Here is a 26147-nt window from a genome sequence, read left to right on the forward strand (position 1 = left end):
GCTCATGGAATATGCGCGAGCAGCTCCTGAAACCATAGCAAGAAAGTGTCCATGATGGTGTTTCCAACGGTCGACGCCCTGATCACCGCCTTGCAGTCCTGCGGCTACTTTGCGGACCGGCGCCTGGCGACAGCCGTGTTTCTGGCGCTCAAGCTGCAGCGCCCCTTGTTGCTGGAGGGCGAGCCCGGCGTGGGCAAAACCGAGTTGGCCAAGGCCTTGGCAACTGCATTGCAGCGCGCCTTGATCCGCCTGCAGTGCTACGACGGCCTGGAGCAGCGCGAAGCCCTGTACGAATGGAACTACGCCGCCCAGCTGCTGCACATGCGTGCGGCACAGCAATCTGACAGCGCGCTTGATACAGAACGCATCGAGCGCGAGGTCTACCAAGACCGCTACCTGATCCGCCGCCCCCTGCTGCAAGCCTTGCAGGCCCCGGCGCCGGGCGCGGTGCTCTTGATTGACGAGGTGGACCGCGCGGACGAGCCCTTTGAAGCCTTTTTGCTGGAGTACTTGGGCGAATACCAGGTCAGCATTCCCGAGATGGGCACGGTCAAGGCACAAGTGACGCCGGTCACCATCCTTACCAGCAACCGCACGCGCGAACTCAACGATGCGGTCAAGCGCCGCTGTCTGTACCACTGGCTGGACTACCCCGCGAGGGAGCGCGAGCTCGACATCATCCGCGCACAAGTGCCCGAAGCGTCTGACGCATTGACTGCGCAGGTGGCAGACGTGGTGAGCCGGCTGCGCAGCCAACCCTTTGTGAGCAGTTTCCAGCGCGCACCCGGCATCGCCGAGAGCGTGGAATGGGCCAAGGCCCTGCTGGCCCTAGACACCTTGGTGCTGGACCCCGAACTGCTGACCGACACCGCGGGCATTCTTTTCAAGCAGCGCGATGATGTATCTGCGCTCAACCACCAGTTGGCTAACCAGCTGCTCGCACCTGTGGAAGGTGATGATGTGGCTTGAAGCGGACATGAGCACCGCCGGGCCACCCCAAGGTGCGAAGTCCCCCTTGGGGGGCAGCGACCCGCAGCGCGGTGGAGCGTGGGGGCCATATGCAACTCGGTGACGCGCGCCTTGGCAAGTTCAGCGACAACCTCGCGGCGTTCGGCCGCACGCTGCGCCGCGCCGGTGTGCGTGTGGACCCAGCCCGCATCGCCCTGGCTACCGAGGCAGCCCTCACCGTGGGGCTGGAGCACCGCGAAGACCTGAGCGCCGCACTGGAAGCCGTGCTCATCAGCCGCGAGCAGGACAGAGTGGTCTACCGCGAGTTGTTTGAAGCGTTTTTTCGCAACCCCAACATGGCGCACAAGCTACTGTCGCAGCTCCTGCCCAGCGCCGAGGGCAAGGCCGAACCCAGCAAGCGCCGCCCCCGCGTGCGCGAAGCACTCTCGCCCCAGCACGCCTTCGGCAAGCCCGCACAGCCCAAGCCGGAAGACGACAAGGTGGACTTTGACGCCGCCATGACGGCCAGCCAGCTGCAACGCCTCAAGCATGCGGATTTCAATGCCCTGGGCGCCAGCGAATACCGGTTGGTAGAGCGCCTGGCACGCGATATCCGTCTGCCTCTGCCCACCTTTGCCAGCCGCAGGCACAAACCGGGCGCCCACGGCCGCCTGCTGCGCTGGACGGGCGTGTTGCAAGCCGCAGTGCGCACCGGTGGCGAGCCCATGCACCTGCCACGCATGCAGCGGGTGCAGCAGCCGGTGCCTTTGCTGATATTGGTGGATGTTTCCGGCTCCATGGAGCGTTATGCGCGACTGCTGTTGGCCTTTTTGCACGCTGCCACCAGTCGCCAAGCCTTGGGGGGTGCGGTGCGCTTGCAGCGCCATGTATTTGCCTTTGGCAACCGCCTCACCGACCTGAACGCCGCGTTCGCGCAGGCAGACACCGATGCCATGCTGGCCCAGGCGAGCGCCCATATTGAAGACTTTGCCGGTGGCACCCAGCTGGGCAACTGCCTGGCCACACTGAATGCCCTGCACCAGCGCAAGCTGGTGGGGCGCCGCACGCTGGTGCTCATCATCACCGACGGGCTGGATACCGGCGAACCTGAAGCCCTGGCCCACGAGCTCGACAAGCTGCGCCGCCGCAGTGGCCGGCTGCTCTGGCTCAACCCCTTGTTGCGCTTTGACGGTTATGCGCCCTTGGCACAAGGGGCCGCCGTTTTGAACCGCTACGCGCACGGCATGCTGGCCGTGCACAACCTCAGCAAGCTGGAAGACCTGGCCGCCAGCGTGGCCGGCATTCTGCGGCGCTGACCCGAATCACCACTTTGAAGAAGGAAGACCATCATGGACATGCAAGGCAGCCGCCAACTCGCCATCACCCAGCAACAAGCGTGGGACGCGCTCAACGACCCTGCGGTGCTCAAGACCTGCATCCCCGGCTGCGACAAGGTCGAAGCCAGCGGTGAGAACCAGTTCAGCATCGGCATGGCACTCAAAATCGGGCCGGTCGCTGCCAAGTTCACCGGCAAGATCACTCTGTCGGACATCGCGCCTCCGAACAGCTACACCATCAGCTTTGAAGGGCAGGGTGGCCCGGCCGGATTCGGCAAGGGCAATGCCAAAGTGCAGCTCATGCCCAATGACCGCGGCTGCGAGCTCAGCTACAACGTGCAAGCCTCGGTGGGCGGCAAGATCGCCCAGATGGGGCAGCGCCTGATCGACGGCGTGGCCAAATCCATGGCCGAAGATTTCTTCAAGCGTTTTGACGACGAAATGCAGAAGCAACACCCCGGCGCTTACGCCGCGCAGGCGGTGGCCGATTCCCTGGCCGGTGGTGGAGCGCCCACCGAGGCTGCCAGCGCTGAAGCCTCCGGCGGCATGCCCACCTGGGTGTGGGCCTTGGGCGCTGCTGTGGTGGTGATTGCGGCTATTGCCTTGTTCCGTTGAGCGGGTAGCCGGGAATGGAAAACCTCGATGTGGTGGTGCTGCGCACCCTGCTGGACTGGCGGCGTGCCGGGCGCCATGCGCTGCTTGCCACGGTTGTGCGAACCTGGGGCTCATCGCCGAGGCCGGTGGGCTCCATCATGGCCTTGTGCGAAGACGGTGCGGTGGTGGGCTCGGTGTCGGGTGGCTGCATTGAAGACGACCTGATTTACCGCTTCACCCGCGCCTATACGGCGCCAGCCTCCAGCGAGGCCGCGCATGCGCAGCAAATTCCGAGTGGACCGCCGCAGTTCGTCAAGTACGGCATCACGGCGGACGAGGCACACCGCTTCGGCCTGCCGTGTGGCGGCACTCTGGAGCTGCTGCTGGAATTCGACCCAGATGCAGCCTCCTTGCAGGCTTTGGTGGAGCAGTTGGCCCGCGGACAACTGGTGTGCCGCAGTGTGCGCCTGGACGATGGGGCGGCGAGCTTGCAGGCCAGCACCGAGCCCGCAGATTTGAGCGTCAGCGCGACGGAGCTGGTCAACACCTTCGGGCCTGAATACCGCATGCTCATGATCGGCGCGGGCCAGCTCAGTGAATACGTCGCCACCATGGCCTTGTTCAGCGGATTTGCCGTGACCGTGTGCGACCCGCGCGAGGAGTACCGCGGCGCATGGGCAGTGCCCGGTGTCACCGTGGTGAGTGACATGCCCGATGACGTGGTCACCGCCTTCCAACCCGATCGCCGCAGCTGCGTCATTGCGTTGACGCACGACCCCAAGCTGGACGATTTGGCGCTGTTAGAAGCCTTGAAGTCAGAAGCCTTTTACATTGGCGCCATCGGCTCCCGCCGCAACAACCAGGCGCGCCACCAACGCATGGTCGAGCATCTGGACCAGACGCCCGAAACTTTGGCCCGTCTGCGCGGCCCGATTGGCATTTACATCGGAAGCAAAACGCCACCCGAGATTGCCGTGAGCGTGATGGCCGAGATTCTGGCGGTCAAAAACGGCGTCAAGCTGCCACGCGACATGGAAGTCTCCGTCGCCAAAGACGGGCTGGCCTTGGCGCACAACGACAGCGGCGCTTTGGTGTGCGGTATGCCCCGCGCGGGGGACTGAGCGACCGTCAGTTCAAGCGCGGTTCTGGGGCTGCAACAGCACCACCAGCGCGCCCGCACCGCCCTGTGCGGGCTGCGCCTGCACAAAGGCCACCACTTCGCTTTTTTGCACCAGCCACTTGTGCACTTTTTCCTTGAGCACCGGAGCCTTGCCGGGTGAGCCCAAGCCCTTGCCGTGCACCACGCGCACGCAGCGTATGCCGTTGCGGTGTGCGTCGCGGATGAATGCGCTGAGTGCTTCACGCGCTTCGTCACTGCGGTATCCGTGCAGGTCGATCTGTTTCTGGATGCTCCACTTGCCTTTGCGCAGCTTTTGCGTCACATCGGTGCCCACGCCGGGGCGGCGAAAGCTCAAGTGCTCGTCGGTGTCGAGTAGGGTGGTCACGTCCACCTCGTCACTCAGCGCTTCTTGCAGCGCCGCCGCGTCATCCAGCATTTGCTGCTTGGGAATGGGCTTGGGGGGCTCCGGCGTCAGCTTGGCGCGTTGTGGCGGCTCCAGCGGTTTCACTTTGCCGATGGCCGCCTGAAACAGGTTGCTGGCGGCGGCTTTGCGTTTGGCCTCCAGCGCCTTGTGGGCGGCCAGCGCAGCTTCGCGTGCGGCTTGGGCTTCGATTTCTTTTTTGACCAGCTTCAGGTCGGAAAGGGCGTTGATCTTCATGATGGCCCTTTAAATGAGTCCGGTCTCGGCCATGGACAGTGCCTGGCCGGGGCCTACGATGATGTGGTCCAGCACCCGCACATCCACCAGTGCGAGTGCGGCCTTAAGGGTTTGCGTCAGTGCCTCATCGGCACGGCTGGGCTGCACACTGCCGCTGGGGTGGTTGTGGGCCAGCACGACGGCGGCCGCACCGTGGTGCAGCGCGCGGATAACGACCTCACGCGGGTACACACTGGTTTGCGTGAGCGTGCCGCGAAACAGCTCTTCCATGGCCAGTAACTTGTTCTGGCTGTCGAGAAACAGCACCGCAAACACCTCATGCCCTTTGGCGGCCAGGTGCAGCTGCAGGTAGTGCTTGACGGCCTGCGGGTCGGCAAACACCTCGCGCTCTTGCAGACGTTGGGCTATGGCGCGGCGCGCGAGTTCGAGCACCGCCACAATCTCGGCCCGCTTGGCAGGCCCCAGCCCTTTGACGCGCTTGAGGTCGTCGGCCGTGGCATGCAGCAAGCCGGCTATGCCTCCAAACCCGCCCTGGCGCCCGTCAACTGTGCGTAAAGCGCTATCATTTTTGAGTTGCAACAGCTCTTCAGCCATTTGCAACACCCCTTTGCCCGCAATGCCGGTACGCAACAAAATGGCCAGTAACTCCGCATCGCCGAGCGCCCCAGGGCCACGCGCGAGCAACTTCTCGCGCGGTTGGGCTTCCAGAGGGAGATCTTTGAGGGGCATGGCAGCAGAGGCTGTGCAAGTGTGAATTCAGGGCCAAACCAGTGCCGGATGGGGTCATCAGGCTTGGCTTTCTACAATAGAGGGCAGTTTATCGGGACTTTTATGACCAGCACGCTTCCCCGGGTTCAGCCGGGCTCCTTTCTCACCTTGCATTACCGCCTGGGCGGACCCGCCGGGGACATCATCAACACCTTCGACGGCAAGCCCGCCACCCTGAGTCTGGGCACCGGCGAACTCTCCCCCGCCGTTGAAGCCTGTTTGATGGACATGGAAGAGGGCGCCCGCGCCACGTTTGAGTTGCCGGCAGGGGCCGCTTTTGGCGAGCGTAACCCCGACATGCAGCAGTGGCTGGCCCGCAAGGTGCTGACCCAGATGGGCGACCCGCTGGAGACCTACAACGTGGGCGATGTGGTGCAGTTCCCCACGCCCGACGGCCAAGGGCAGTTTGCCGGTGTGGTGTTGCAATTGCGGGGCGAAGGCGCAGAGCGCGCGGTGTTGTTCGACTTCAACCACCCGCTGGCTGGTCAGCCGGTCACGTTTGAAGTGCAGCTGATCGGGGTGCTATGACAACGCCTGCCATGCCCCAGGAAATTTTGCTGGCCGAGCCACGTGGCTTTTGTGCCGGCGTAGACCGCGCCATCGAGATTGTGGAAAAGGCCTTGGCTAAGTTCGGCCGCCCTATCTACGTGCGTCACGAGATCGTGCACAACACCTATGTGGTGAACGACCTCAAAGAGCGCGGCGCCATCTTTATCGAAGAGCTGGACGATGTACCGCCGGGCGCCACGCTGGTGTTCTCGGCCCACGGCGTGAGCCAGGCCATCCAGCGTGAGGCGGAGCGCCGGGGCTTCCAGATTTTTGACGCCACCTGTCCGCTGGTGACCAAAGTGCATGTGGAAGTGGCCAAGCTGCACAAGGAAGGTTATGAGTTCATCATGATCGGCCACAAGGGCCACCCCGAGGTGGAAGGCACCATGGGTCAGCTGGAGAGCGGCATTCATCTTGTGGAGGACGTGGCCGATGTGGCGCGCATCCAGCCCGGCCAGACCGATAAGCTGGCGGTGGTGACCCAAACCACGCTGAGTGTGGACGATGCGGCGGACATTACCGCCGCGGTGGTGGCCCGCTTCCCGCTGATCAAGAAGCCCAAGATGCAAGATATCTGCTACGCCACCCAGAACCGCCAGGACGCGGTCAAGGTGATGAGCCCGCAGGTGGACATCGTCATCGTGGTGGGTAGCCCTACCAGCTCCAACAGCAATCGTTTGCGCGAAGTGGCCAAAAAACTGGGCACCGAGAGCTACATGGTGGACAACGCCGATGAGCTCAAGCCGGAGTGGTTTGAAGGCCGCTCCCGCGTCGGCCTGACTGCTGGCGCCAGCGCCCCCGAGATTTTGGTGAAGGCCGTGATTGACCGCATTAAGGCGCTGGGCGCCGTGTCGGTACGCAAGATGGACGGCATAGAAGAAACCGTGAAGTTCCCGCTGCCCAAGGGCCTGAAGCTGGACGCATGAGCACAGTGCGGGTCGCTATGAAAAACATAGCTGCTCGCGCAATAGAATAGGGCGCTAGAGCCTGATTTGACCTAAAGATTCGAAATACCATGTTAGACATTACCCTGCTGCGCAAAGACCTGGACTCGGTGGTTGCCCGCCTGCTGACCCGCAAGAACCCCCAAGCCTTTCTGAATGTGGACGCGTTCAAGGCGCTGGAAGCCGAGCGCAAAACCATCCAGATGCGCACCGAAGAAATGCAGGCCAAGCGCAACAGCGTGAGCAAGCAGATCGGCATGCTCAAAGGCAAGGGCCAACATGCAGAAGCTGACGCCGCCATGGCCGAAGTCGGCACCCTGAAAGCTGAGCTGGAAGCTTCTGCCACCCGCTTGGACGCCATCCAGGCCGAGATGGAAAAAATGCTGCTGGCTGTACCCAACCTGCCGCACGAAAGCGTGCCCGTGGGAGCAGACGAATCCGGCAATGTGGTAGCCCGCACCTGGGGCACGCCAAGGACCTTTGACTTTGAAGTCAAAGACCATGTGGATCTCGGCCAGCCGCTGGGTCTGGACTTTGAAATGGGCGTCAAGCTCACCGGCTCGCGCTTCACCGTGATGAAGGGCCAGATCGCCCGCCTGCACCGCGCACTCGCCCAATTTATGCTCGACACCCAGACCGGCGAACACGGCTACACCGAGTGCTACACGCCCTACATCGTCAACGGCGACAGCCTGCGCGGTACCGGCCAGTTGCCCAAGTTTGAAGAAGACCTGTTCGCTGCCAAAAAGGGCGGTCAGGACGGCGGCGATGACAACACCGCGCTCTACCTGATCCCCACCAGCGAAGTGCCGTTGACCAACTTCGTGCGCGATGTGGTGTCAGCCGAGAGCGACCTGCCCATCAAGCTGACTGCACACACCCCCTGCTTCCGGTCGGAGGCTGGCAGCGGTGGTCGCGATATCCGCGGCCTGATCCGCCAGCACCAGTTCGACAAGGTGGAGATGGTGCAGATCGTGCACCCCGAGAAGAGCTACGAAGCACTCGAAGACATGACCCGCCACGCCGAAGCCATCCTGCAAAAGCTGGGCTTGCCCTACCGCGTGATGAGCCTGTGCACCGGCGACATGGGCTTTGGTGCCGCCAAGACATATGACCTGGAAGTCTGGCTGCCCGCACAAAACACCTACCGCGAAATCAGCTCGGTCTCCAACTGCGAAGCCTTTCAGGCCCGCCGCCTGCAAGCCCGCTTCAAGAACACACAGGGCAAAAACGAACTGGTGCACACCCTGAACGGCTCCGGCCTGGCCGTGGGCCGCGCGCTGGTGGCCGTGCTGGAAAACCACCAGAACGCCGACGGCAGTATCACCGTGCCTGAAGTGCTGCGCCCCTACATGGGCGGTGTGGAAGTGCTCAAGGCCTGAAGCAGTGGTCGGTTGGCGGAGCCTGCTAGAATCGCGGCTTCGTTTCGACCGATGCGAATTCAGGAGAAGTGGCAGAGTGGTCGAATGTACTTGACTCGAAATCAAGCGTAGGGGCGACCCTACCGTGGGTTCGAATCCCACCTTCTCCGCCAAATGATGAAGCCTGCAGCCCGATTGGGTTGCAGGCTTTTTTCATGGTTTGGCAGCTTACGAGTGAAGGCCGGTCCAGGTCAAAACTGCCCATGCCAATACGTACAGCGTCGCCCCCACGCCGAATCCATGTGCGGCCCAGTTCCCAAGATATCGCTCTGCGAACAAGCCCATCAAGGGAATGAATTGCTGCGCATGCACGCCCAAAAAATGAGATGGCCGGATGTCTTTGTGCAAATGCCAGCCAAGCAGTGGTAGTCCTTGCCCCGCGGGTGGCTGGTTGCCACCCAAAAGAAAACCACTGACTGTCGCCAGCACAAAGGTGAGCAATAGCCCGACGATGACACCGAGTGCGGCAACCGGAGTCGCCCATGAGTCTTGTAGCTTCCAGATTTCCCACGCCAGCCAGGCTTGCGATGCCGTCAGGCCTACCGCTGCAATCCCCATGAGGCCAAACATCCGCGCGTGCACCGGATCACTGGTGTTGTAGTGTGAAGCCTCCCCCCGTGAGCCTTGGTAAGTGATGTAAACCACCTCGAACAACGAGGTAATGATGAGCAATGCCGCAATCCAGGGAAAAGCGCCGCCGCGCGTAACCGTGTCACCGGCAACGTCCGTCAGCCACACGGTAGTCCATGCAAACAGCGCCGTGGCGGCCATGAATTTCATGGGTTTGGCCCAAATGCCAACTTCCCGAATGGTTCGTGAATCGTTCAATGACGCAAAGTAGGTGATGGCCAGAGCCAGTGTCATCAAGCCACCGTACAAGACCAACACCTTGGATGCGGGACTCCAGCCTGACCAGTGGATGGAAGTCCAAGCCTGCCAATCATTCATTCCCCAGACAGACATAGTCATTCCTTCAAGTTGAGGCACTTCAACATTTTTCTTTGCCGTGTAGGCAGTGTCAACACAAGGGGTTTGCAAAGATGTCATGGGTTTGCAATTCGGTGCAGCCATAGTAGAGGTCTTTAAGATTTACTCTCTAGCACTTCCACCATGAATACAGCCTCTAGGACCCGTCGCTCCACTTTGTTTGCCTTGATGCTGGCAGGTCTGTGCATCACGGGTGCGCAGGCACAGGGTAACTTTCCCGACAAGCCCGTCAAAATCATTGTCCCTTTCGCGCCCGGTGCGGGCACTGACGCCATGGGCCGCCTGATGGCCCAGAAGCTGGGGGAAGTGATGGGCGGTAGCTTCGTGGTGGAAAACCGTACCGGTGCCTCCGGCGCGATCGGTACCCAGTACGTGGCGCAGCAGCCTGCGGACGGCTATACCTTGCTGCTGGTGGCCTCCCCATTCACGACGGTGGCCGCCTCCTTGCCCACAGCGGGCTACGACCCGATCAAGAGCTTTACGCCGGTCGGCATGATCGCCAGCGGCCCTTTGGTCTGGGCGACTACGCCTCAGACCGGCATTGCTTCCATGCAGGACCTCGTTGTCAAAGCCAAAGCCCGCCCCGGCGCGCTGAACTACGGTTCTGCCGGCGCAGGTGGCGTGAACCACCTGGTGCTGGAGCTGCTCAAGGCACGCACCGGTACTTTCATCACCCACATTCCTTATCGAGGCGTGGCGCCTGCCACCATGGACATGATCTCGGGCCAGTTGCATTTGGTCACCGGCACCATTCCTGCCTTGCTGCCCATGATCAAGGAAGGCCGGGTCAAGCCATTGGCTGTGACCAGTGCCAAGCGTTCCAGCGCCATGCCCGATGTGCCCAGCATGACCGAGGCCGGGTTCAAGGGCTTTGATGTGCAGAACTTCTTTGCCTTGGCTGCACCTGCAGGAACTCCGGCGGCGGTGATTGAAAAACTCAACACGGCCCTGAACAAGGTGGTCGCTCTGCCCGAAGTGCAGGCCCGCTTCAAGCTCGATGCGGTAGATGCCATGCCCGGTACCCCCGCTGCGCAGACCCGCTTCATCGAGGCGGATTACCAGGCTTGGCGCGATGTGGTGCGCAGCCAGAACCTGAAGATCGAATAAAGCGTCCAGGCCCCTGTCGTTTCAGCGGGCGTTCTGCTTCAAGAACTCCACAAAGCGCGGGAACACGTCCTGCGCGGCGTTCTTGCCGATGATCACGTCCGAATGTCCGTAACCCGGGATCACGGCGAGCTGGTGCCGGCCAGGCGCAACTTGCTCCAGCCTTTCGTGGCACAGCACATTGGAGTCGAGGAAGAGGGCGTTCTCCTGGCCTGCCACCAAGAGCATGGGGGTGGTGATGTCGGCGGCGTCCTGCAGGTAGTTGTCGGGCAGGTGGCGGTAGCGCACATCTTTGGGGTCAAACTTCACTGCGGTGTTGTTGGCCCCCACCATCTTGCGGATGTGGCGGTAGTAGTGCACCCCGCTGCCGCCAAACAGATCTCCAGTGCGGCGGTGGGTGACTTCGTGCAGGTTCTCATGGCGGAAGAGGACCGGGTAGCCGTAGCCCCACATGAAGCTGGTCATGTGGCACTCGGGCACATCGCATTCGCGGTGCATGAATGACACCCCTTTTGCCAGGAGCTTGCCCGGCGAGATGCCGGCCTGCTGATTCCACTCCGGGTTGAGGTAGTCCACCCCCAATACCGACTCCGCCAGAAACGGGCCCACCGCCAGCTTGGCTTTGGCAAAGGTGCCCACCTTGGGCGTGAGCGCCACCCCATTCACGATGACGCTGCGCACACCCTGAATAGCCTTGCCAAACAGGCTCATGGCCACTGACAGCGCGCCCAGGCAGTGGCTGATGATGTGGATGCGCGCCTCCGGTCCCACGGCACGACGCAATACGTCGAGTGCGGCAGGGTTGTCGTAGAGCGCCACGTCGTCTACGGTGAAGCGGTGGCGTGTGTGGTTGTAGGGCTGGCGCTTGCTGATGCGCCCGTCCAGCGTCCATACATCGGTAAAGCCCTCGTCCAGCAGCACCTGAGTCAGGTTGCGGTGCTCGGGCATGATGAACATGTCGCTGGATGCGGTCAGCCCTGGCACCAGCAGCACTACGTCCTTGCAAGGCGCGCGCTGGAAGCGCAGCAGGCTGATGCCCAGACCATCGCCGGTGCTGGCGTAGTGGGTACTGACCTCTGCGTCCTTCACGCCTTCCAGGCTGTGCAGGGGGATGGTGCGTATGCGCGGTTCCCGGCCATGGCGGCGTGGCAGTCCGTGCGTCTCCCAGAGCTTGCCCATGAACAGCCTGCCGAAACGCTGGATAGCGTCCACCTTGCCGGAAAGGGTGGGTGCATCGGCGCGGAAGGTGGTGAGCTGGTGCAGAAAGTCGCGCACCGCTATGTGCAAAATGCCACTGGCCAGCAGTGTTGCAGCGCCTTCCGCCTGCGCATCCACATGGCCCGCATAGATGTTCACATACAGCGTGGTGGTGTCAGACCACGCATCGAAACCAAAGTTATTGCGTATGTCTTTGCGCCCACTCAGGGTCAGTGGCTCGCCGGCCGCGTTCTCAAAATGCAGGCGGTACAACATGGTCTTGCGGTCGGCGTCGCCGCTGTTGGCAAACAGGTTGAACTCGCCCGCCAGCACCGGCCGCTGCCCGCCGATGTAGCTGCCGTCCAGGTAGCCGATGGCTTTGGCTTGATGGGCCGGATCGCGGATGAATGCGTCAAGATCCTCCATGGCGATGGTCAGGTGGAACATCAGCGCCAGCCCTTGGGCCTTGCCCTCGTCGTAACCCTGTTGGCAGGTGTGCTGGCCGGGGCTGATGAAGCCCTTCATCTCTTCGGTAAACCGGAAACCGACCGGCGCGCTGTGCTGCTCAGGCATGGGGAACTCCAAGGGTGTCGTCGGGGGGATTGCCGGTGATGTCTTCTGCAATCCATTCCGCCAATGCGGCAATCGTGGCGCTGGGGTTGGCGCCCACGCCGGTGGGCAGGATGGAACCATCCGCCACATACAGGCCGCGGTAGCCGAAGGCTTGCCCGCGACTGCCGGTAACACTGCTGACGACGCCGTGCGCGGGGTCTTCGGCCAAGGCGCAGCCACCCAGCGGGTGCACGGTGACGTTGTTGCGCACCGGCCAGGCCCAGGTGGGCTGGGGGATGTAGCTCCTGGCTTTGGTGAATCGCTTGAATCGCTCGCCGCAGGCCACCATGGCGTCGTACAGCGGGCGGCTGGTGCTTTGCGGCCAGTCCAGTGCCAGTTTGCCGCCCCGCAGGCTCAGCACCCCATCGGCCGCGTCGCGCCCCATAAAAAGCAGCACGCTGCTGCGGTACGACACGTCGCCTTTGAGCAGGGCATGGAAGTAGGCCACCACCGAACCGCCCCATTTGCCGGAGCCCAGCGACTGCACGGCAAACCGCCAAGCCAGGCGCAGGGTTCTGGCAATGCGGGTGAAGATGTAGCGCGGGCTCAACGCAGGGCGAATCCCCTCCACATACCAGGCGGCAAATGAGGGGTAGGCAGCGTCTTCCAGAAGGAAAGCGGGCTTGCCATCCACCGGTTGCTGCAAGCCGTAGTCGATGTACTGGGTGATGACAGGGCCGTAGTTGGGGTCGGCATCGCGCTCGCCCCCGGTCACAAAAGACAGGAAGTCACCATTGCCGGAAAAGCCCTGGCCCAGCTTGCGACACAGGCGGGGCAGGGTACCTAGTTCGTCGCGGCAGCGCAGCAGCAGCTCGTTGCTGCCCAAAGTGCCGGCAGACACCACCACGCGGCGGGTCAGGGCGTGGCGTGCGTTGCCGGCATCGTCCCGGAAGTCCACCCGGTAGCCGTGGCGGCCGTCGGCCGTGGTGTCCTCGATGCCGGCTTTGTTGAGGGGAGTAATGCGGGTGGCTTCGCAGCTGGTTTCTATCAGCGCGCCATGCTGCTTTTCGGCAGCAAACAGGTAGTTCAGGTCCAGGGTGTTTTTGGCGTGCACATTGCAGCCCACATCGCATTCGCCACAGTAGGTGCAAGACGTTTGGCTGGCACCAAAGCGGTTGCGTTCCTGCTCGCCTATGGGCAACGCGGGGCCTTGTTGGGCGGCATAGTCTTTGCCGAAGAACACACAGATGTCGGCGGGGCGGCTGGTGGCGCCGTCGGCCTTGGCAAAGTCGGCGTACAAGGTGGTGCGCTTGATGGTGCGTCTGGGGTCCCCAGCAGCAGGCGGTACAGGGCGGGCGCCCAGCACGCTTTGGCTGATGCGGTAGTACGGCGCCAGCGCAGTGGCATTCACTTGGGCTGGCCAGCGGGTCTCGAAGACCCAAGCCGGAGCCGGCATGAACACATTGGCGTAAATCAGCGAGCCGCCGCCCAGGCCGGCACTGACCACCGAGTCCATGCGGTGGTAGTTGCGGATGTCAAACAGTCCGTTGAGCTTGCGGGGACGGCCGGGCTCGGCCTCAGACCAGAAGTTGTTGGCGAAGTCGTGCGGGCTGCGCGCGAAGCTGCCTTTGGGGTAGCGTTTGCCGCGCTCCAGCAGCATCACCTCGCCCGGCCATCGTGCAGCCATTCGGCAACACATCACCGCGCCGCCAAAGCCGCTACCGACAATAATCGCTTCCAGAAAGCGTTTTTGTGTCATGCATCTCCCCTGAAGTGCCGCGGTGATGGTGGACATGAAGCCGCGGGCGGGGTAAGTTAGCACAGCGCGACGGTTTTGAACACCGGACCGCGACCGTCCGGAAACCAGAAAAATACGTCGTTCAGGGATGAAGATGGACTCCAATGCCTCCCCCTTGCCGCTAGGGCAGAGCCCGCCACCACCGCCGCAGACCCTGCGTGCAACCCTGTGGCAGCTGTTGGGCGTGGGCGAGCAACAAATCATGCCGGCGGCGAGCCGGCGCAGCAACACCCTGATTTTCACCATCATCGGTACGCTGACCTTGCTGGCTTTCGGCATCGGCAATGTGCAGCAGGAGTCTGATGCGCGTTTGTTTACGCTGGGCGTCGTCCAGTTGCTGGAGGTGGGCTTGCTGTTGGCCCCTGCCATTTTTCTGACCAGCCGGAACGCGCCACCCGTAGTGTCGGAAAACATGCTGGTGTTCGCGGGCTTTGTGATCTTTGCCTCGAACGTGGTGTTTGGCGGGCAGACGGGTGATTCGCCTTACTGGACCTTTGTGTTTCCTTACCTCGTGTTTTTTTTGCGCGGACAAAAGACCGGCTGGGTGGTGGGTGTGGCCTACGCGGTGCTGGTGCCTTTGCTGATGTACTACAGCTCCAATCACTGGAGCTATTGGAAGTACCTGGATGCGCACTGCTTCTATTACGGCATTGCCTATTTCTTTAACGTTCTGACCGCAGCCTATTTCAATCTTTTGCGCAGCCGTTTTCAGACGCACTTGTGGGATTTGGTGGGCTATCACACCAGCGAAGTGAAGCGGCACTGGGAGGCCCTGCAACACAACGCTATGCATGACGTGCCTTCCGGGCTGTTGAATAGCCAAGGTCTGACGGCCGAGTTAGAAGAAAGTCTGAAACTGCATGCCGGCAACGAGGGCTATCTGCTAGTGGCCCATGTGCGCTTTTTCCGGGTACCGGAATTGGTGAGCATCGTGGGCTCGGTGAAGGTGGACGAGTCGCTACGCCAATTGGCCAGCTTGCTGGAAAAGCACTTGGCAGGTCTTGTCGCTCTCGGGCGGGTGGGTCAGGACACCCTGGGCATCGTCCTGCACAGCCGGACGGTAGGTGCCGATGCGGTGCGACCCTTGCAAGCAATTGCCCACTTGCGCGACGCCGCTGACTTGGGGGAGTTTGCAGTGCACGTCGAAATGGCCTTCGGCGTGGCAGCGCAGCGCCTGGATGCCGATGCCTCGGCCGATGAATTGATGCGCAACGCAGGCCAGGCCCTGCTGTTTGCGGTGGACAACCGTTTGGAATACCAGTTCTTCGACTCGGCTTTGCGCAGCCACTTTGTAGACCGCAATCACCTCTACGAAAAATTGCGCGAAGCGGTGCTGCAAAACCGCCTGATGCTGCACTACCAACCGCAACTGGACCTGAAAACGGGCCGGGTGGTCGGCGCTGAAGCGCTGGCCCGTTGGAACGACCCGCAGGACGGCATGATTCCACCGGACAAGTTCATCCCCATCATCGAGTCCACCGGACTGCTGCGTCGATTCTCTGTCTGGACGGTAGCCCGCGCGTTGGCAGACTGCACGGCATGGCAGACCCGCCTGCCCGGGGTGAGCGTATCCATCAACCTGTCGGCCGACGCGCTGCATGAACCCGAGGTCCTGCAAACTGTGCAGCGCCATTTGGCGAACAGCGGATTGGAGCCTCACCTGGTGATCATTGAGCTGACCGAGAGCGTGCTGCTCAAATCCCCTGAGGACGCCTTGGCCCGCATGGCCAGCTTCATGGCCTTGGGCGTGCAACTCTCGATCGATGATTACGGCGCCGGCTTTTCTTCACTCACTTACCTCAAGCAACTGCCGGCGCAGGAAATGAAGATTGACAAGTCCTTCATCGACAACCTGGCTGTCGGCAGCAAAGAGCAGGCGATTGTGTTCTCGTCGATTGAGTTGGGGCACGACTTGGGTCTCAAAGTGTTGGCGGAAGGCATTGAGGACGAAATGACCGCCACCCTGCTGCGCGAGGCCGGGTGCGATCTGGGGCAGGGCTGGTTGTTCTCCAAGGCCTTGCCCCTGTCGCAGTTCCAGACCTGGTCCTTGGAACGTAATGCCGGTGTGGCCTGAGGCTTGCCGGATTAGCACTGAGCAATCGCATGACATCACCTGTTTCCGACCCCGCAATCCACTGGCCCGAGCACTTCCACCCTGCGAATGTGCCGGTGCATGTGGTCAACGAAATGTTCATTCCCGCCAGCGCAGAACATATCTGGGCCTGGCTGGTGCGCGAGCCGTTGTGGCCCACCTGGTACGCCAACTCCAAAGTCGACTGGATCCGCGACAAAAGCCGTGACTTATCCTTGGGTGTGCAGTTCCACTGGAAGACCTTCGGCGTCAGCATCACATCCCGGGTTCAGGAATTTGTGCCCTGTGAGCGTATCGCTTGGGACGGCACCGGCATGGGGGCATATGTGTATCACGCTTGGCTCATCATTCCCAAGGCAGGCGGCTGCCTGGTGCGTACCGAGGAAAGCCAACATGGCTGGGGCGCCCGCTTGATGCACCTTCTGCAGCCCCACCGGATGTACGATGGGCATGACTTGTGGCTCAAAAGCCTGTCCATTCAAAGCCAGACCGGCCTCCCGCCGGCATTGTGAGGCCCGAACCATGATGAAACACATCTCCTCTGCCGTGTTGCGCGTGCTGGTGGTAGCACTGCCTTTGGTGGGCGCCACCGCGAATGCGCAGTTGCCCAAGCGGGATCTGACGGTCGAGTTGCGCCAGGTGGAGGAGGGCCGGGAAGACGGCGCCATGCGTTTGGGCACCAAACCCGATGCGCCTTTGATGGCACCCCAGAAGATCCAGGTCCGCAATGGCGAAAAGGGCAGCCTGCGCATGAACCAGTCCGTGCCCATGCAGTGGGTGCAATCTGCCAACAGCCAGAGCAACAGCATTAGCGCCGGCGGCACCTCGGTCAGCAGCAGCGGAGGCGGTGTCACGCAATCCGTGCAGTGGTTCGACGTGGGCCAAAGCATCACCGTAACGCCGCGCTGGCCGGGTGGCAACAAGGATGCGACGGTAGAGGTCGATGTGCAGCAAACTGACATGGCAATGCGCAACAACGCCGACATGCCGCGCCAGACCCGCAACCAGCTCAGCACCACGGTGACCACGCCTTTGGGCCAATGGGTCACGATTGCCGCCACCGGCAACGCTCCGGCTCGCCAAGGCAGTTTTAGCAGCGAGGGCAGCGCCGAGGCTCGACGTTTGTTGCAGGTGCGAGTGCTGGCGCCCTGAGTGCCCTCAGATAGCCCCCGGTTGCCTTTGCCTGCTTAGCGTGCGAGCGGGTTGGGCGTAGGCTCGGCCACCTTGTGCAAGGTGTTGCGGTCGGTGTGGTGGAAGGGCTCGTCGCGGCCCAGAATCTGGAGCACCGTGTCTTCGTCGTAGCTCCAGGTGCCATCGGCGTGGAGGGTCACCTTGATGCGGAACTCGGTGGTCTTGAACGCGTGCTGCAAAAACGGCGCTGAGCAGATGCCATAGGTGTCCAGCCCATGGGTGGCTACCAGCTCAAACTCGGTGGCGTCTGCACTGGCCTTGCCTGCTGCCATGGCCACCTGCCCGCGCGGGATGGTCAGCGTGTGGATGACTGTGCCAGTAGCCGGCTCCCAGAGCCAGTAACCCACCTGGTCGTGGTAGGTCTTGACCTGGTCGGGTTTGGTGACATGGGTGTGGTAGCGCAGGCCGTAGAGCAGCTGGGGGCCGTTGGTTTGCGGGTCTATGGGCTGCAGCTCGATGCGCTCGTGAAACGCCTGCTTCTTGGGGCCTTCGGCTTTGGGCTTCACGTCCAGGCCCCGCATGCCTTCCCAGACGCCTGCCATGCCTCGCAGCGGGCCGAGGTTGGCCAATGTGTTCACATCAACCGGATGCGGTTCGGTGTAAATGTCTTTGGGAAAGTCACTCATGGTCTTGCTCCGTCCGGCTGGGGGTTAAATCGACTGCTAGCGCTCGTCGCTATTGCTCGAGTAGCTATCAAATAAATAGCAATTCAGCCCTGTGCCTTGGCTGCCTTTTCTTTGGCGGCTTCAGCGGCAGCGGCTGCCAGTGCATCCAAGGCAGCGCTTGCGGCTGCCACGCCTGCAGCATCCACGGGCTCCAACGAGGATTGCAGTCCGGGGAGCCCGGCAGCGCCTTCACGCTGCAATTGCGCAATGGTCTGCCCGGCGTCTTTGCCGGATGCGAAGGCCTTGCTTTGCAGCAACACCGTCCCATCGGCCGCGGCGAGCTTGAAGTAAAACTGCCCATCTTTCTCGCGGTACTGCTTGAAGGACGCCAGCGCCACTTTGTCTGCTTTGGCTGCACCAGTCTGTGCAGCGGCACTTAGGCGACGCAGACCCACGGCGCTGCGTAGCTGGGTCATGAAAGGCGTGGCGATGGCGCGTGCCTTGGCCGCACCGGCCAGCAACAGAGCCTCCACCTTTTCAGGGTGCGCCATGTAATCTTCATACGCCGAGCGCATGGGGGCAATTTCCTGGTCAATGCGCTCGAACAGGATGGTTTTGGCGTCGCCCCAGGCAATGCCGTCGGCATACGCCTGGCGCAGCTTGGCGGTCTCTTCTTCCGAGGCAAACGCTTGGTAGATCTGGAACAGGGCCGAGCCCTCGGTGTCCTTGGGCTCGCCGGGTGCGCGGGAATCGGTCTTGATGCCGGCAATCAGCTTCTTGAGCTGTTCGCGGCTGCTGAACAGCGGAATGGTGTTGTCGTAGCTCTTGCTCATCTTGCGGCCGTCCAGGCCGGGCAGGGTGGCGACAGACTCTTCAATCTCGGCCTGGGGCGGCACGAAGTGCTCGCCATAGCGGTGGTTGAAGCTGGCTGCCATGTCGCGCGCCATTTCGATGTGCTGAATCTGGTCGCGCCCCACGGGCACTTTGTGCGCGTTGAACATCAAAATGTCCGCGCCCATGAGCACCGGGTACATGAAAAGGCCGGCGGTTACATCGGCATCCGGGTCGACGCCGGCGGCGGTGTTTTTGTCCACCGAGGCCTTGTAGGCGTGGGCGCGGTTGAGCACGCCCTTGCCTGTCACGCAAGTCAGGAACCAGCAGAGTTCCGGAATCTCAGGCACATCCGACTGGCGGTAAAAGGTCACATGCGAGGGGTCCAGGCCCGCGGCCAGCCAGCTCGCTGCAATCTCCAGCGTGGAGCGCTGGATGCGCTCGGGCTCGTCGATTTTGATGAGCGCGTGGTAGTCGGCCAGAAAGTAAAAACTCTCCACGCCCGGCGCTTTGCTATGCCGCACGGCGGGGCGGATGGAGCCCACGTAGTTGCCCAGATGCGGGGTGCCGGAGGTGGTGATGCCGGTGAGGAAGCGAACAGTACTCATGGGTGCAAATCTATCAGTCGAATCTGGGGGGGTGACGCTTCAGCGCGCCAGCATGGAAAAAGGGGTGAGCAGCAAGTCCAGCAAGCCGAAGGTCAGCGACATCACGGGCTGCATCCACACTGCGCTGAGCACACCGGCAATCACCAGCGCCATCACAATGAAGAAGCCCCAGGGCTCAATGCGCGAGAAGGTCAGTGCCTGCTTGAGCGGCAGCAGTCCGACCATGATGCGCCCGCCATCCAGCGGAGGCAGTGGGAAGAGGTTGAACGCGAACATCACCACGTTAACCAGCACACCGCCTTCGCACATTTTCAGGAAGAAGGGTTCGGTCACGCCGGCGCCGCTCAGCAGGTACATGCCTATACCCCATGCCAGCGCCATGGCCAAGTTGGCACCCGGGCCTGCCAGGGCCACCCAGATCATGTCGCGCTTGGGGTTGCGCAAGTTTCCAAACCGCACGGGCACGGGCTTGGCATAGCCAAACAAAAAGGCGCCCGAGGTCGCAAAGTACAAAAGCAGCGGCATCAGGATGGTGCCTACCGGGTCTATGTGTTTGGCGGGGTTAAGGGTGATGCGCCCCAGCATGGCGGCGGTCTTGTCGCCGAAGTAAAGGGCCGCATAGCCGTGAGCCGCTTCGTGCACGGTGATAGCGAATAGCACCGGCAAGGCATAGATGGCGACAGTTTGGATCAGGTTGGCAATGTCCACAGGGGAGGTTTTCTCAGTTGGTCAGGGGAGGGCGGTGAAATCAGGATACCCCGCCGGCTTCAGAGCCCAAGCAATGCGGGGTCTCCGCCACCTTGGCGAATCAGCTCCGGCTCATCGCCGGTCAGGTCAATGACGGTGGTGGGCTCCAGTGCACAGGCACCTGCATCGATGACGGCCGCGATCTGGTGCTCGTAGCGTTCGCGGATGTCTTGTGCGTCGTTGAGTGGCTCGGACTCACCTTTTGCTATCAAAGTAGTAGCTAGCAGCGCAGATCCATAGTGCGCCAGAAGCTCCTGGAGCACTTGGTGCTCAGGCACCCTCAGACCTATGGTCTTGCGGGAAGGGTGACTGACCCGGCGCGGCACTTCCTTGCTGGCTTCCAGAATGAAGGTGTAGGCGCCCGGTGTAGCGGCCTTGAGCAGGCGGTATTGCCTGTTGTCGACTCGCGCGTAGTTGGCCAGCTCACTCAGGTCGCGGCACAGCAGGGTCAGGTGGTGCTTGTCGTCCACCCCGCGGATGCTGCGCAACTTGTCGGCCGCGGCCTTGTCGTCCAGGTGGCAGACCAGCGCGTAGCTGGAGTCGGTGGGTACCGCCAGAATGCCGCCTTTTTCCAGCAGGGCGATGGCTTGCTTGAGCAAGCGGGGCTGGGGGTTGTCGGGGTGAACGTCGAAAAACTGCGCCATGGCGGGGTGGCGCCAAAGCGCCGGTCCTCAAAGGTTGTCGGGTTACTGGATGCGTGCGCTGAGCAATTCCCACACGGGGGTCAGGCCGCCGGGCAGGTAAGGCAGGGTGCCCAGTTCGGTGTGGCTCTCCAGCGGGCTGTGGAAATCGCTGCCGCGCGAAGCAGCCAAACCGAATTCCTTGGCGGTGCCCGCATAGGTCACGTATTCAGCCGCCGAATGGCTGCCCGTTACGACTTCCACGCCTTGGCCACCGTGGCCCTTGAATTCGGTGAACAAGGCAAATTCCTCGTTCGGACTGAACTTGTAGCGCGCTGGGTGCGCGATGATGGCCATGCCACCGGCTTGAGTGATCCATTGCACGGCGTCCTTCAGGGTCGCCCATCGGTGGGGCACATAGCCCGGTTTGCCTTCGGTCAGGTACTTGCGGAAGACTTCATTGGTGTCCTTGCAGGCCCCGGTCTCAACCAGAAAGCGGGCGAAGTGGGTGCGCGAAATCAGTTCGGGGTTGCCGACAAATTTCAGGGCACCCTCAAAGGCGTCTTTGATGCCAACTTTGGCCAGCCCGTCGGACATTTCCATGGCCCGTTCTTTGCGCCCGCCGCGGGTGCGTTGCAGCCCGAGGCGTAAATCGTCGTTGTCGGCATCAAAGCCCAATCCGACGATGTGCACGGTCTGGTGCAAAAACGTGACCGAAATCTCCACCCCGGTGAGGTAGCGCATGCCTTGGGCGTGCGCGGCGTCACGGGCGCGTTGCAGGCCACCGATCTCGTCGTGGTCGGTCAGGGCCCAGAGTTCCACGCCGTTGGACTTGGCGCGTTCGGCCAGGGCTTCCGGCGTGAGGGTGCCATCGGACACCACAGAGTGGCAATGGAGGTCAGCGTTGAGTATGTTGGTCACCGCTTCATTTTAGGCGCTGCCCCCGCCTGCACTGCCGCACGGGGCTTAAAACGGCACGGGCGCGATGAATTCCACCACCTGAGCGCTGACCGGGTGGGGGATGGACAAGGTGCGGGCATGCAGTTGCAAGCGGTCTGACAGGGCCAGGGCCTCCGGGGTGGCGTACAGCGTGTCGCCCAGCATGGGGTGGCCCAAGGCCTGCATGTGTACGCGCAGTTGGTGGGTGCGGCCCGTGACCGGCTCCAGCTCCACGCGTGAACATCCTCGGGCGGCATCCACGGCGATGCAGCGCCAGCGGGTCAGGGCTTGCTGGCCTTCGGCATGGTTGACCGTGCGTTTGGGGCGGTTGGGCCAGTCCACCAGTAAGGGCAGGTCGATTTCGTGCCAGTCGTCACTGACCGGCAGCAGGCCGATCACTACGGCCTCGTAGCGCTTGTCCACCAGCCTTTTTTCGAAAGACAGGTTGATAGCCCGTTGGACGACTATGCCGCGTGCCATGACCACCAGGCCCGAGGTGTCCCGGTCCAGCCGGTGCACGATCAGGGCTTCCGGGTACTCGTCTTGCGCACGTTTGCTCAGGCAGTCCTGTTTGGCTTCTCCGCGGCCGGGTACGGTCAGCAGGCCGGCAGGTTTGTTGAGCACCAGCATTGCATCGTCCACGTACACCACGGGCAGCTCGGTCTGGGCAGGCGGGTTGTAGTGGTCGTCAGGGCTGTGCATCGGGGTGGCTGATCAATCGCTGCACGGTTTCGCACAGTTCGTTCACATCATTAGGTTTGTAGATGAGGGCGCTGGCGCCCTCTTGCAGGGCCCGTTGCTCGATTTCCGGGGTGACATAGCCGGAGGCCACTGCCACGGGCAGGTCGGCACGGATGGCTTTGGCATCCCGCAGCAAGTCCAGGCCACTGTAGCCCGGCATGTTGTAGTCGGTGACCAGCAGGTCGTAAATCTCTGGCTGGCTGCGCAGGGCGGCTTCGGCCTCCAGAGGGTCGGTAAACACCGTGACCTTGAAACCCTTGCGGGTGAGTACCCGGTTCACCAGAAAAACCAGTGCCTGGTCATCGTCCACATACATAACGTGCCGGCCGCGGCCTTCTACTTCGGTGACCGGCTCGGGCTCCGAGGCCTCTACCGGCGCGGCACCTGTGGCGGGGAAATACAGCGTGAATACGCTGCCCTCGTTGGGGGCGCTCTGCACATCAATACCTCCCTGGTGGGTTTGCATGATTCCGTGCACCACGGCCAAGCCCAGCCCGGTGCCCTGGCCCACCTGGCGGGTGGTGAAAAAAGGCTCGAAGATGCGCTCAATGGTTTGCTGGCTCATGCCGCTGCCGGTATCGCGCACGCGCAAAGTCACATAGCGGCCTGGGGGCACGCCGATGCGGTCATTGAACGGCAGTGAGAGGGTCGTAGTACTCAGCTCAATGGTCACGGAGCCTTTGTTGTGTCCCAGCGCAAGGATGGCGTTGGTGCACAGGTTTAGAAGGGCCTGCTCGACTTGGGTCGCATCGGCCAGCACCAAGGGGCAGCCCTCGGCCACCACTAGTTTGAAATCCACGCCCGGCGGAATGGCCACGCGCACCAGGCGCTGGGTCTCGTGAATGACTTCGGCCAGCTGGATAGGTACTCGCTTGGGCGGCTCGTTACGGCTGAAGGTCAAAATCTGGCGCACCAGATCGCGGGCGCGCCGGCCGGCTTTCTCAATTTCTACCAGGCTCACCAGGGCGGATGACCCGGCAGGCGTGTCCTGCTTGGCCAGATCCACGTTGCCCAGAATGGCGCTCAGGATGTTGTTGAAGTCGTGCGCAATGCCGCCGGCCATGGTGCCCATGGCCTGCATTTTCTGTGATTCACGCAGCTGGGTTTCCAGGGCAATCCGTTGGGCTTCAGCCAGCTTTTTGGAGGTGAGGTCGCGCGCAAAAATTGTGGTGATGGAGCCCTGCATGCCCGGCTGTCCGCGCATGGCAATGGCGTTGGGGTCATCTGAGCGAAAGGGCGTGCGGGTACGCAAGCGGCGCTCCAGCGACACACTGATTTCTACATAGATTTGCTTGCCGCCCAATGTGGTGGCGGTGAACTCGCCCAGCATGGCCTGCGCAGGCACATTGCCTTCACTCAGGGCTCTTTCCACATCGGGCAAGAACTGCCCCACGCGGGCGCCGAAAGCCTGCTCCGCCGGGCATTCAAACAAGGCGGTAGCGGCCGGGTTGAAGACGGTAATGAGTTGCTTGTCGTCGATACACAAAATGGCATCCAGCGACGAATTGATGATGGCCGCCATGCGGTTCTCGCTCAGCAGCAGGTCCTCGTTGCGCTGGCGTAGAACGGCCGCACTTTCCAACAGAGCATGGCGCTGGGTGAGTAGCGGCCCTTGGTCAATCACGGCGCAAATGAAGTGCGCCAGATCGTCGCTGGGGTTCTCGATGCGGGCAATGTGCAGATCGCCGGTGAACGTGCCTTGCGTTCCCGACAGGAACTGCACCTCATTGACTTCGCTGGTACCTTCTTGGCGCGCGCTGGAGAAGGCCACTGCCACTTCATCTGTGTGTTCGGGACCTACAAATGGCAGCAGGAAATTCAGCGGGGGATCATTTTCCAGCGGCTGAAACAGGCGCAGTGCCATGGCATTGCTCGCCAGCACCAGGCCACCCTCGTCTACCACCATCAGGGCCAGCGGCACATTGGAGAACAGGGTGGCAAATCGTTCCGAGGCGCCTTCGGCTTCCTGTTGCGAATAGCGAAGCGCCTTGTTCTGGATTTCAAGTTCGGCCTGGTATTTGCGCAGGTCCTCAATCATCTGAGACGGCGCATAGCCGTCGATGATCATGTGTTGGCCTGCACGACCTTCCGCCCAGGGCGCGGGCACCGTCCGCAGGTTGAATTGCGGCCTGCGATTACGGGGGAACGAAGGCATCAGCGGCGAACCACTTGGTCACCCGGCTGGAAATCAGCAGCTTTCAGCGGACTGTGTGCAGCAATAAAGCCACGAAGCACGTCCGCATCCACAAAGCCGGTGTCCACGTAGCTGGGGTGCCCCACCACTTTGGGGTAACCGTCTCCGCCCGAGGCCACAAAATTATTGATGGCCATGCGGTACTTGCCAGCAGGGTCAATGGCTTTACCCGCTACGGTGGCTTGCACCACCGCACCTTTGTCGATGACAAGGCGTATTCCTGCAAATTGCGGGAAGGCACCGGAGCCCGGTGTCATTTTCGCAATGACACCCAAGTAATCCATGACTTCCTTGCCCGTGAAATCCACCACAGCAATGGTGTTACCGAAGGGGTGTACGGTGACTACGTCTTTGTACGTGATCTTGCCTGCCGGGAGCGAATCGCGCACGCCACCCGCGTTGACCACGGCAAAGTCCGCCTTGGTTTTCTCCATCATGGAGCGGCCGATCATCACGCCCAAAGCGGCGGGCTGGCTGCGAACCACACTGCGGTCGCCTTCGAGCTTGCCATCGCTGCTACCCACTTCCATCATCAGCTTTTGTTGCCCAAATTCCTGAAAAGGCTTGAGCATTTGCAGCATCTCTGGGGACTCTGCGATCTCCGGGGTGTAGGTCACAAGGCTGGTTTTGCCGTCCGCCGTTTTGACCGGCTTTTTGAGGTTGATGGGGATCAGCGCGTATTTCACCAGCTTGAACTCACCGTTCTTGTACGTGAAGTCGGCACGGCCCACGTACTTGCCCCATTCGTGCGCTTGCACGACCCAAGTGCCGTTCTGGCGATCAGGCTTGCAGTCGCCGCCGGGAACGTACGCGCGGTCAAGTACGTTTTCAGCCTTCATGCAGGCGGGGTTTTGGGTGTGGCCGCCCACGATCATGTCAATGCCTTTGACCGCGCGCGCGAGTTCCACATCGCCGGGTGCCTGGGTGCCATGGGTGCCGTTCTCGTAGTGCCCCATGTGCGTGGCAGCGATCACGACGTCGGCTTTGCCGCGCAACTCGGGAACCAACTTCGCAGCTTCAGTCTGCGCATTGCGGAATTCGATGTTGCGGATGTTGTCGGGGTGCACCATCTTCTGGGTGTCTTCGGTGGTCAATCCCATCACCGCCACGCGCACGCCCCCTAGGTTGAACAGCTTGTAGGGCTCAAACATGCGCTTGCCATCACGGTAGATGTTGGCGGACAGCATCGGGAAGGTCGCCAGGTCACGCTGCATCTGCAGCACCACGGGGGGCTTGTCGAACTCGTGGTTTCCCACCGCCATCGCGTCATAACCCAGCAGGTTCATCCCGCGGAAGTCCGGAACGGCGTCTTGCAGGTCAGACTCGGGCACGCCGGTGTTCACGTCGCCACCATCGAGCAGCAGGCTGTAGCCGCCTGCGGCCGCCACTTCCTTGCGGATTTGATCCACCACGGTTTTGCGCGCGGCCATGCCGTATTCGCCATCACGGTTTTTCCAGAAACGGCCATGGTGGTCGTTGGTGTGGAGGATGGTGATGGCGTACTCCTTGTCCGGCTGAGGGCCTTTTGAAGGGAGGCCTGCACAGCCCGCCAAAACGAGCGCGGAACAAAGGGAAATCAGTCGGAAAGAGGGGTGCATGGTG

At 61.9% G+C, this 26147-nt stretch carries 24 protein-coding genes and 1 tRNA gene; 12 read left to right on the forward strand and 13 right to left on the reverse strand.

What is annotated here, in order from left to right; translation table 11 throughout:
* The first annotated feature begins 54 nt into the window (after window positions 1-54).
* The 4 genes from AEP_RS18030 (at window position 55) to AEP_RS18045 (ending at window position 4000) form a co-directional block, all read left to right on the forward strand.
* On the forward strand, window positions 55-969 hold the full coding sequence (locus AEP_RS18030; protein WP_087497409.1) for an AAA family ATPase: 915 nt from the start codon (window positions 55-57) through the stop codon (window positions 967-969).
* 89 nt (window positions 970-1058) lie between these two features.
* Window positions 1059-2264, forward strand: coding sequence for a vWA domain-containing protein (locus tag AEP_RS18035; protein ID WP_087496681.1), 1206 nt, complete (start codon window positions 1059-1061; stop codon window positions 2262-2264).
* 33 nt (window positions 2265-2297) lie between these two features.
* Window positions 2298-2900 carry a CoxG family protein gene (locus AEP_RS18040; protein ID WP_087496682.1) on the forward strand — a complete coding sequence of 201 codons (603 nt, stop codon included), beginning with the start codon at window positions 2298-2300 and terminating at the stop codon, window positions 2898-2900.
* Between the two features lie 14 nt (window positions 2901-2914).
* Window positions 2915-4000, forward strand: a complete 1086-nt coding sequence (locus AEP_RS18045) for an XdhC family protein (RefSeq protein WP_087496683.1) — start codon at window positions 2915-2917, stop codon at window positions 3998-4000.
* 12 nt (window positions 4001-4012) lie between these two features.
* Here the strand turns inward: AEP_RS18045 and AEP_RS18050 are convergent, their stop codons facing one another.
* Together AEP_RS18050 and radC are read right to left on the reverse strand one after the other, a co-directional pair.
* Window positions 4013-4657 carry a Smr/MutS family protein gene (locus AEP_RS18050; protein WP_087496684.1) on the reverse strand — a complete coding sequence of 215 codons (645 nt, stop codon included), beginning with the start codon at window positions 4655-4657 and terminating at the stop codon, window positions 4013-4015.
* Window positions 4658-4666: 9 nt separating this feature from the next.
* Window positions 4667-5386 (reverse strand): RadC family protein, encoded by a 720-nt coding sequence (gene radC / locus AEP_RS18055; RefSeq protein ID WP_087496685.1) that lies wholly within the window; start codon window positions 5384-5386, stop codon window positions 4667-4669.
* Between the two features lie 102 nt (window positions 5387-5488).
* Here radC and AEP_RS18060 point away from each other — a divergent pair, with 102 nt between their 5' ends.
* From AEP_RS18060 to AEP_RS18075, 4 genes are all read left to right on the forward strand, one after another.
* Entirely contained in the window at window positions 5489-5953 is a 465-nt protein-coding gene (locus AEP_RS18060; protein WP_087496686.1) for an FKBP-type peptidyl-prolyl cis-trans isomerase, read from the forward strand.
* Window positions 5950-6900, forward strand: a complete 951-nt coding sequence (gene ispH / locus AEP_RS18065) for a 4-hydroxy-3-methylbut-2-enyl diphosphate reductase (protein WP_198301853.1) — start codon at window positions 5950-5952, stop codon at window positions 6898-6900. The genes AEP_RS18060 and ispH overlap by 4 nt, the downstream gene beginning before the upstream one ends.
* 89 nt (window positions 6901-6989) lie before the next feature.
* Window positions 6990-8300, forward strand: coding sequence for a serine--tRNA ligase (serS, locus tag AEP_RS18070; protein WP_087496687.1), 1311 nt, complete (start codon window positions 6990-6992; stop codon window positions 8298-8300).
* A 62-nt stretch (window positions 8301-8362) separates the two neighbouring features.
* Window positions 8363-8452 (forward strand) — tRNA-Ser (locus AEP_RS18075).
* Between the two features lie 55 nt (window positions 8453-8507).
* Here the strand turns inward: AEP_RS18075 and AEP_RS18080 are convergent.
* Window positions 8508-9302, reverse strand: coding sequence for a hypothetical protein (locus AEP_RS18080; protein ID WP_157673206.1), 795 nt, complete (start codon window positions 9300-9302; stop codon window positions 8508-8510).
* Between the two features lie 147 nt (window positions 9303-9449).
* On the opposite strand from AEP_RS18080, the gene AEP_RS18085 reads away from it, so the two are divergent.
* Entirely contained in the window at window positions 9450-10433 is a 984-nt protein-coding gene (locus AEP_RS18085) for a tripartite tricarboxylate transporter substrate binding protein (protein ID WP_087496689.1), read from the forward strand.
* Window positions 10434-10454: 21 nt separating this feature from the next.
* On the opposite strand, the gene AEP_RS18090 is transcribed toward AEP_RS18085, so the two are convergent.
* Window positions 10455-12200, reverse strand: a complete 1746-nt coding sequence (locus AEP_RS18090) for an alpha/beta fold hydrolase (protein WP_087496690.1) — start codon at window positions 12198-12200, stop codon at window positions 10455-10457.
* Window positions 12193-13938 (reverse strand): GMC oxidoreductase, encoded by a 1746-nt coding sequence (locus AEP_RS18095; RefSeq protein WP_087496691.1) that lies wholly within the window; start codon window positions 13936-13938, stop codon window positions 12193-12195. The genes AEP_RS18090 and AEP_RS18095 overlap by 8 nt, the downstream gene beginning before the upstream one ends.
* A gap of 133 nt (window positions 13939-14071) precedes the next feature.
* Here AEP_RS18095 and AEP_RS18100 point away from each other — a divergent pair, with 133 nt between their 5' ends.
* Genes AEP_RS18100 through AEP_RS18105 form a run of 3 tightly spaced genes read left to right on the forward strand, consistent with a single transcriptional unit; the run spans window position 14072 to window position 17221 of the window.
* The gene (locus AEP_RS18100; RefSeq protein ID WP_198301854.1) at window positions 14072-16051 is read left to right on the forward strand and encodes a putative bifunctional diguanylate cyclase/phosphodiesterase; all 1980 of its coding nucleotides are present in this window, start codon (window positions 14072-14074) and stop codon (window positions 16049-16051) included.
* A gap of 29 nt (window positions 16052-16080) precedes the next feature.
* Window positions 16081-16581: an SRPBCC family protein gene (locus tag AEP_RS20785; protein ID WP_157673207.1), complete on the forward strand. Its 501-nt coding sequence runs from the start codon at window positions 16081-16083 to the stop codon at window positions 16579-16581.
* Between the two features lie 10 nt (window positions 16582-16591).
* A complete protein-coding gene (locus AEP_RS18105; RefSeq protein WP_157673208.1) occupies window positions 16592-17221 on the forward strand; it encodes a hypothetical protein in 630 nt (209 codons plus the stop codon).
* A gap of 35 nt (window positions 17222-17256) precedes the next feature.
* On the opposite strand, the gene AEP_RS18110 is transcribed toward AEP_RS18105, so the two are convergent.
* From AEP_RS18110 to ushA, 8 genes are all read right to left on the reverse strand, one after another.
* Window positions 17257-17886, reverse strand: a complete 630-nt coding sequence (locus AEP_RS18110; protein WP_087496694.1) for an FABP family protein — start codon at window positions 17884-17886, stop codon at window positions 17257-17259.
* An 83-nt stretch (window positions 17887-17969) separates the two neighbouring features.
* On the reverse strand, window positions 17970-19304 hold the full coding sequence (locus tag AEP_RS18115; RefSeq protein WP_087496695.1) for a tryptophan--tRNA ligase: 1335 nt from the start codon (window positions 19302-19304) through the stop codon (window positions 17970-17972).
* 39 nt (window positions 19305-19343) lie between these two features.
* Window positions 19344-20012: a site-2 protease family protein gene (locus AEP_RS18120; protein ID WP_087496696.1), complete on the reverse strand. Its 669-nt coding sequence runs from the start codon at window positions 20010-20012 to the stop codon at window positions 19344-19346.
* A gap of 59 nt (window positions 20013-20071) precedes the next feature.
* Window positions 20072-20695 carry an L-threonylcarbamoyladenylate synthase gene (locus AEP_RS18125; protein WP_087496697.1) on the reverse strand — a complete coding sequence of 208 codons (624 nt, stop codon included), beginning with the start codon at window positions 20693-20695 and terminating at the stop codon, window positions 20072-20074.
* 42 nt (window positions 20696-20737) lie between these two features.
* The gene (locus tag AEP_RS18130) at window positions 20738-21592 is read right to left on the reverse strand and encodes a 3',5'-nucleoside bisphosphate phosphatase (RefSeq protein ID WP_087496698.1); all 855 of its coding nucleotides are present in this window, start codon (window positions 21590-21592) and stop codon (window positions 20738-20740) included.
* Window positions 21593-21637: 45 nt separating this feature from the next.
* On the reverse strand, window positions 21638-22312 hold the full coding sequence (locus AEP_RS18135; protein WP_087496699.1) for an RluA family pseudouridine synthase: 675 nt from the start codon (window positions 22310-22312) through the stop codon (window positions 21638-21640).
* Window positions 22299-24506, reverse strand: a complete 2208-nt coding sequence (locus AEP_RS18140; protein WP_087496700.1) for a PAS domain-containing sensor histidine kinase — start codon at window positions 24504-24506, stop codon at window positions 22299-22301. The genes AEP_RS18135 and AEP_RS18140 overlap by 14 nt, the downstream gene beginning before the upstream one ends.
* Window positions 24506-26143 carry a bifunctional UDP-sugar hydrolase/5'-nucleotidase UshA gene (ushA, locus tag AEP_RS18145; protein ID WP_087497411.1) on the reverse strand — a complete coding sequence of 546 codons (1638 nt, stop codon included), beginning with the start codon at window positions 26141-26143 and terminating at the stop codon, window positions 24506-24508. The genes AEP_RS18140 and ushA overlap by 1 nt, the downstream gene beginning before the upstream one ends.
* Window positions 26144-26147: the final 4 nt, after the last annotated feature.

Source organism: Curvibacter sp. AEP1-3 (assembly GCF_002163715.1).
In the GTDB taxonomy this organism is placed as follows: Bacteria; Pseudomonadota; Gammaproteobacteria; order Burkholderiales; family Burkholderiaceae_C; genus Allorhodoferax.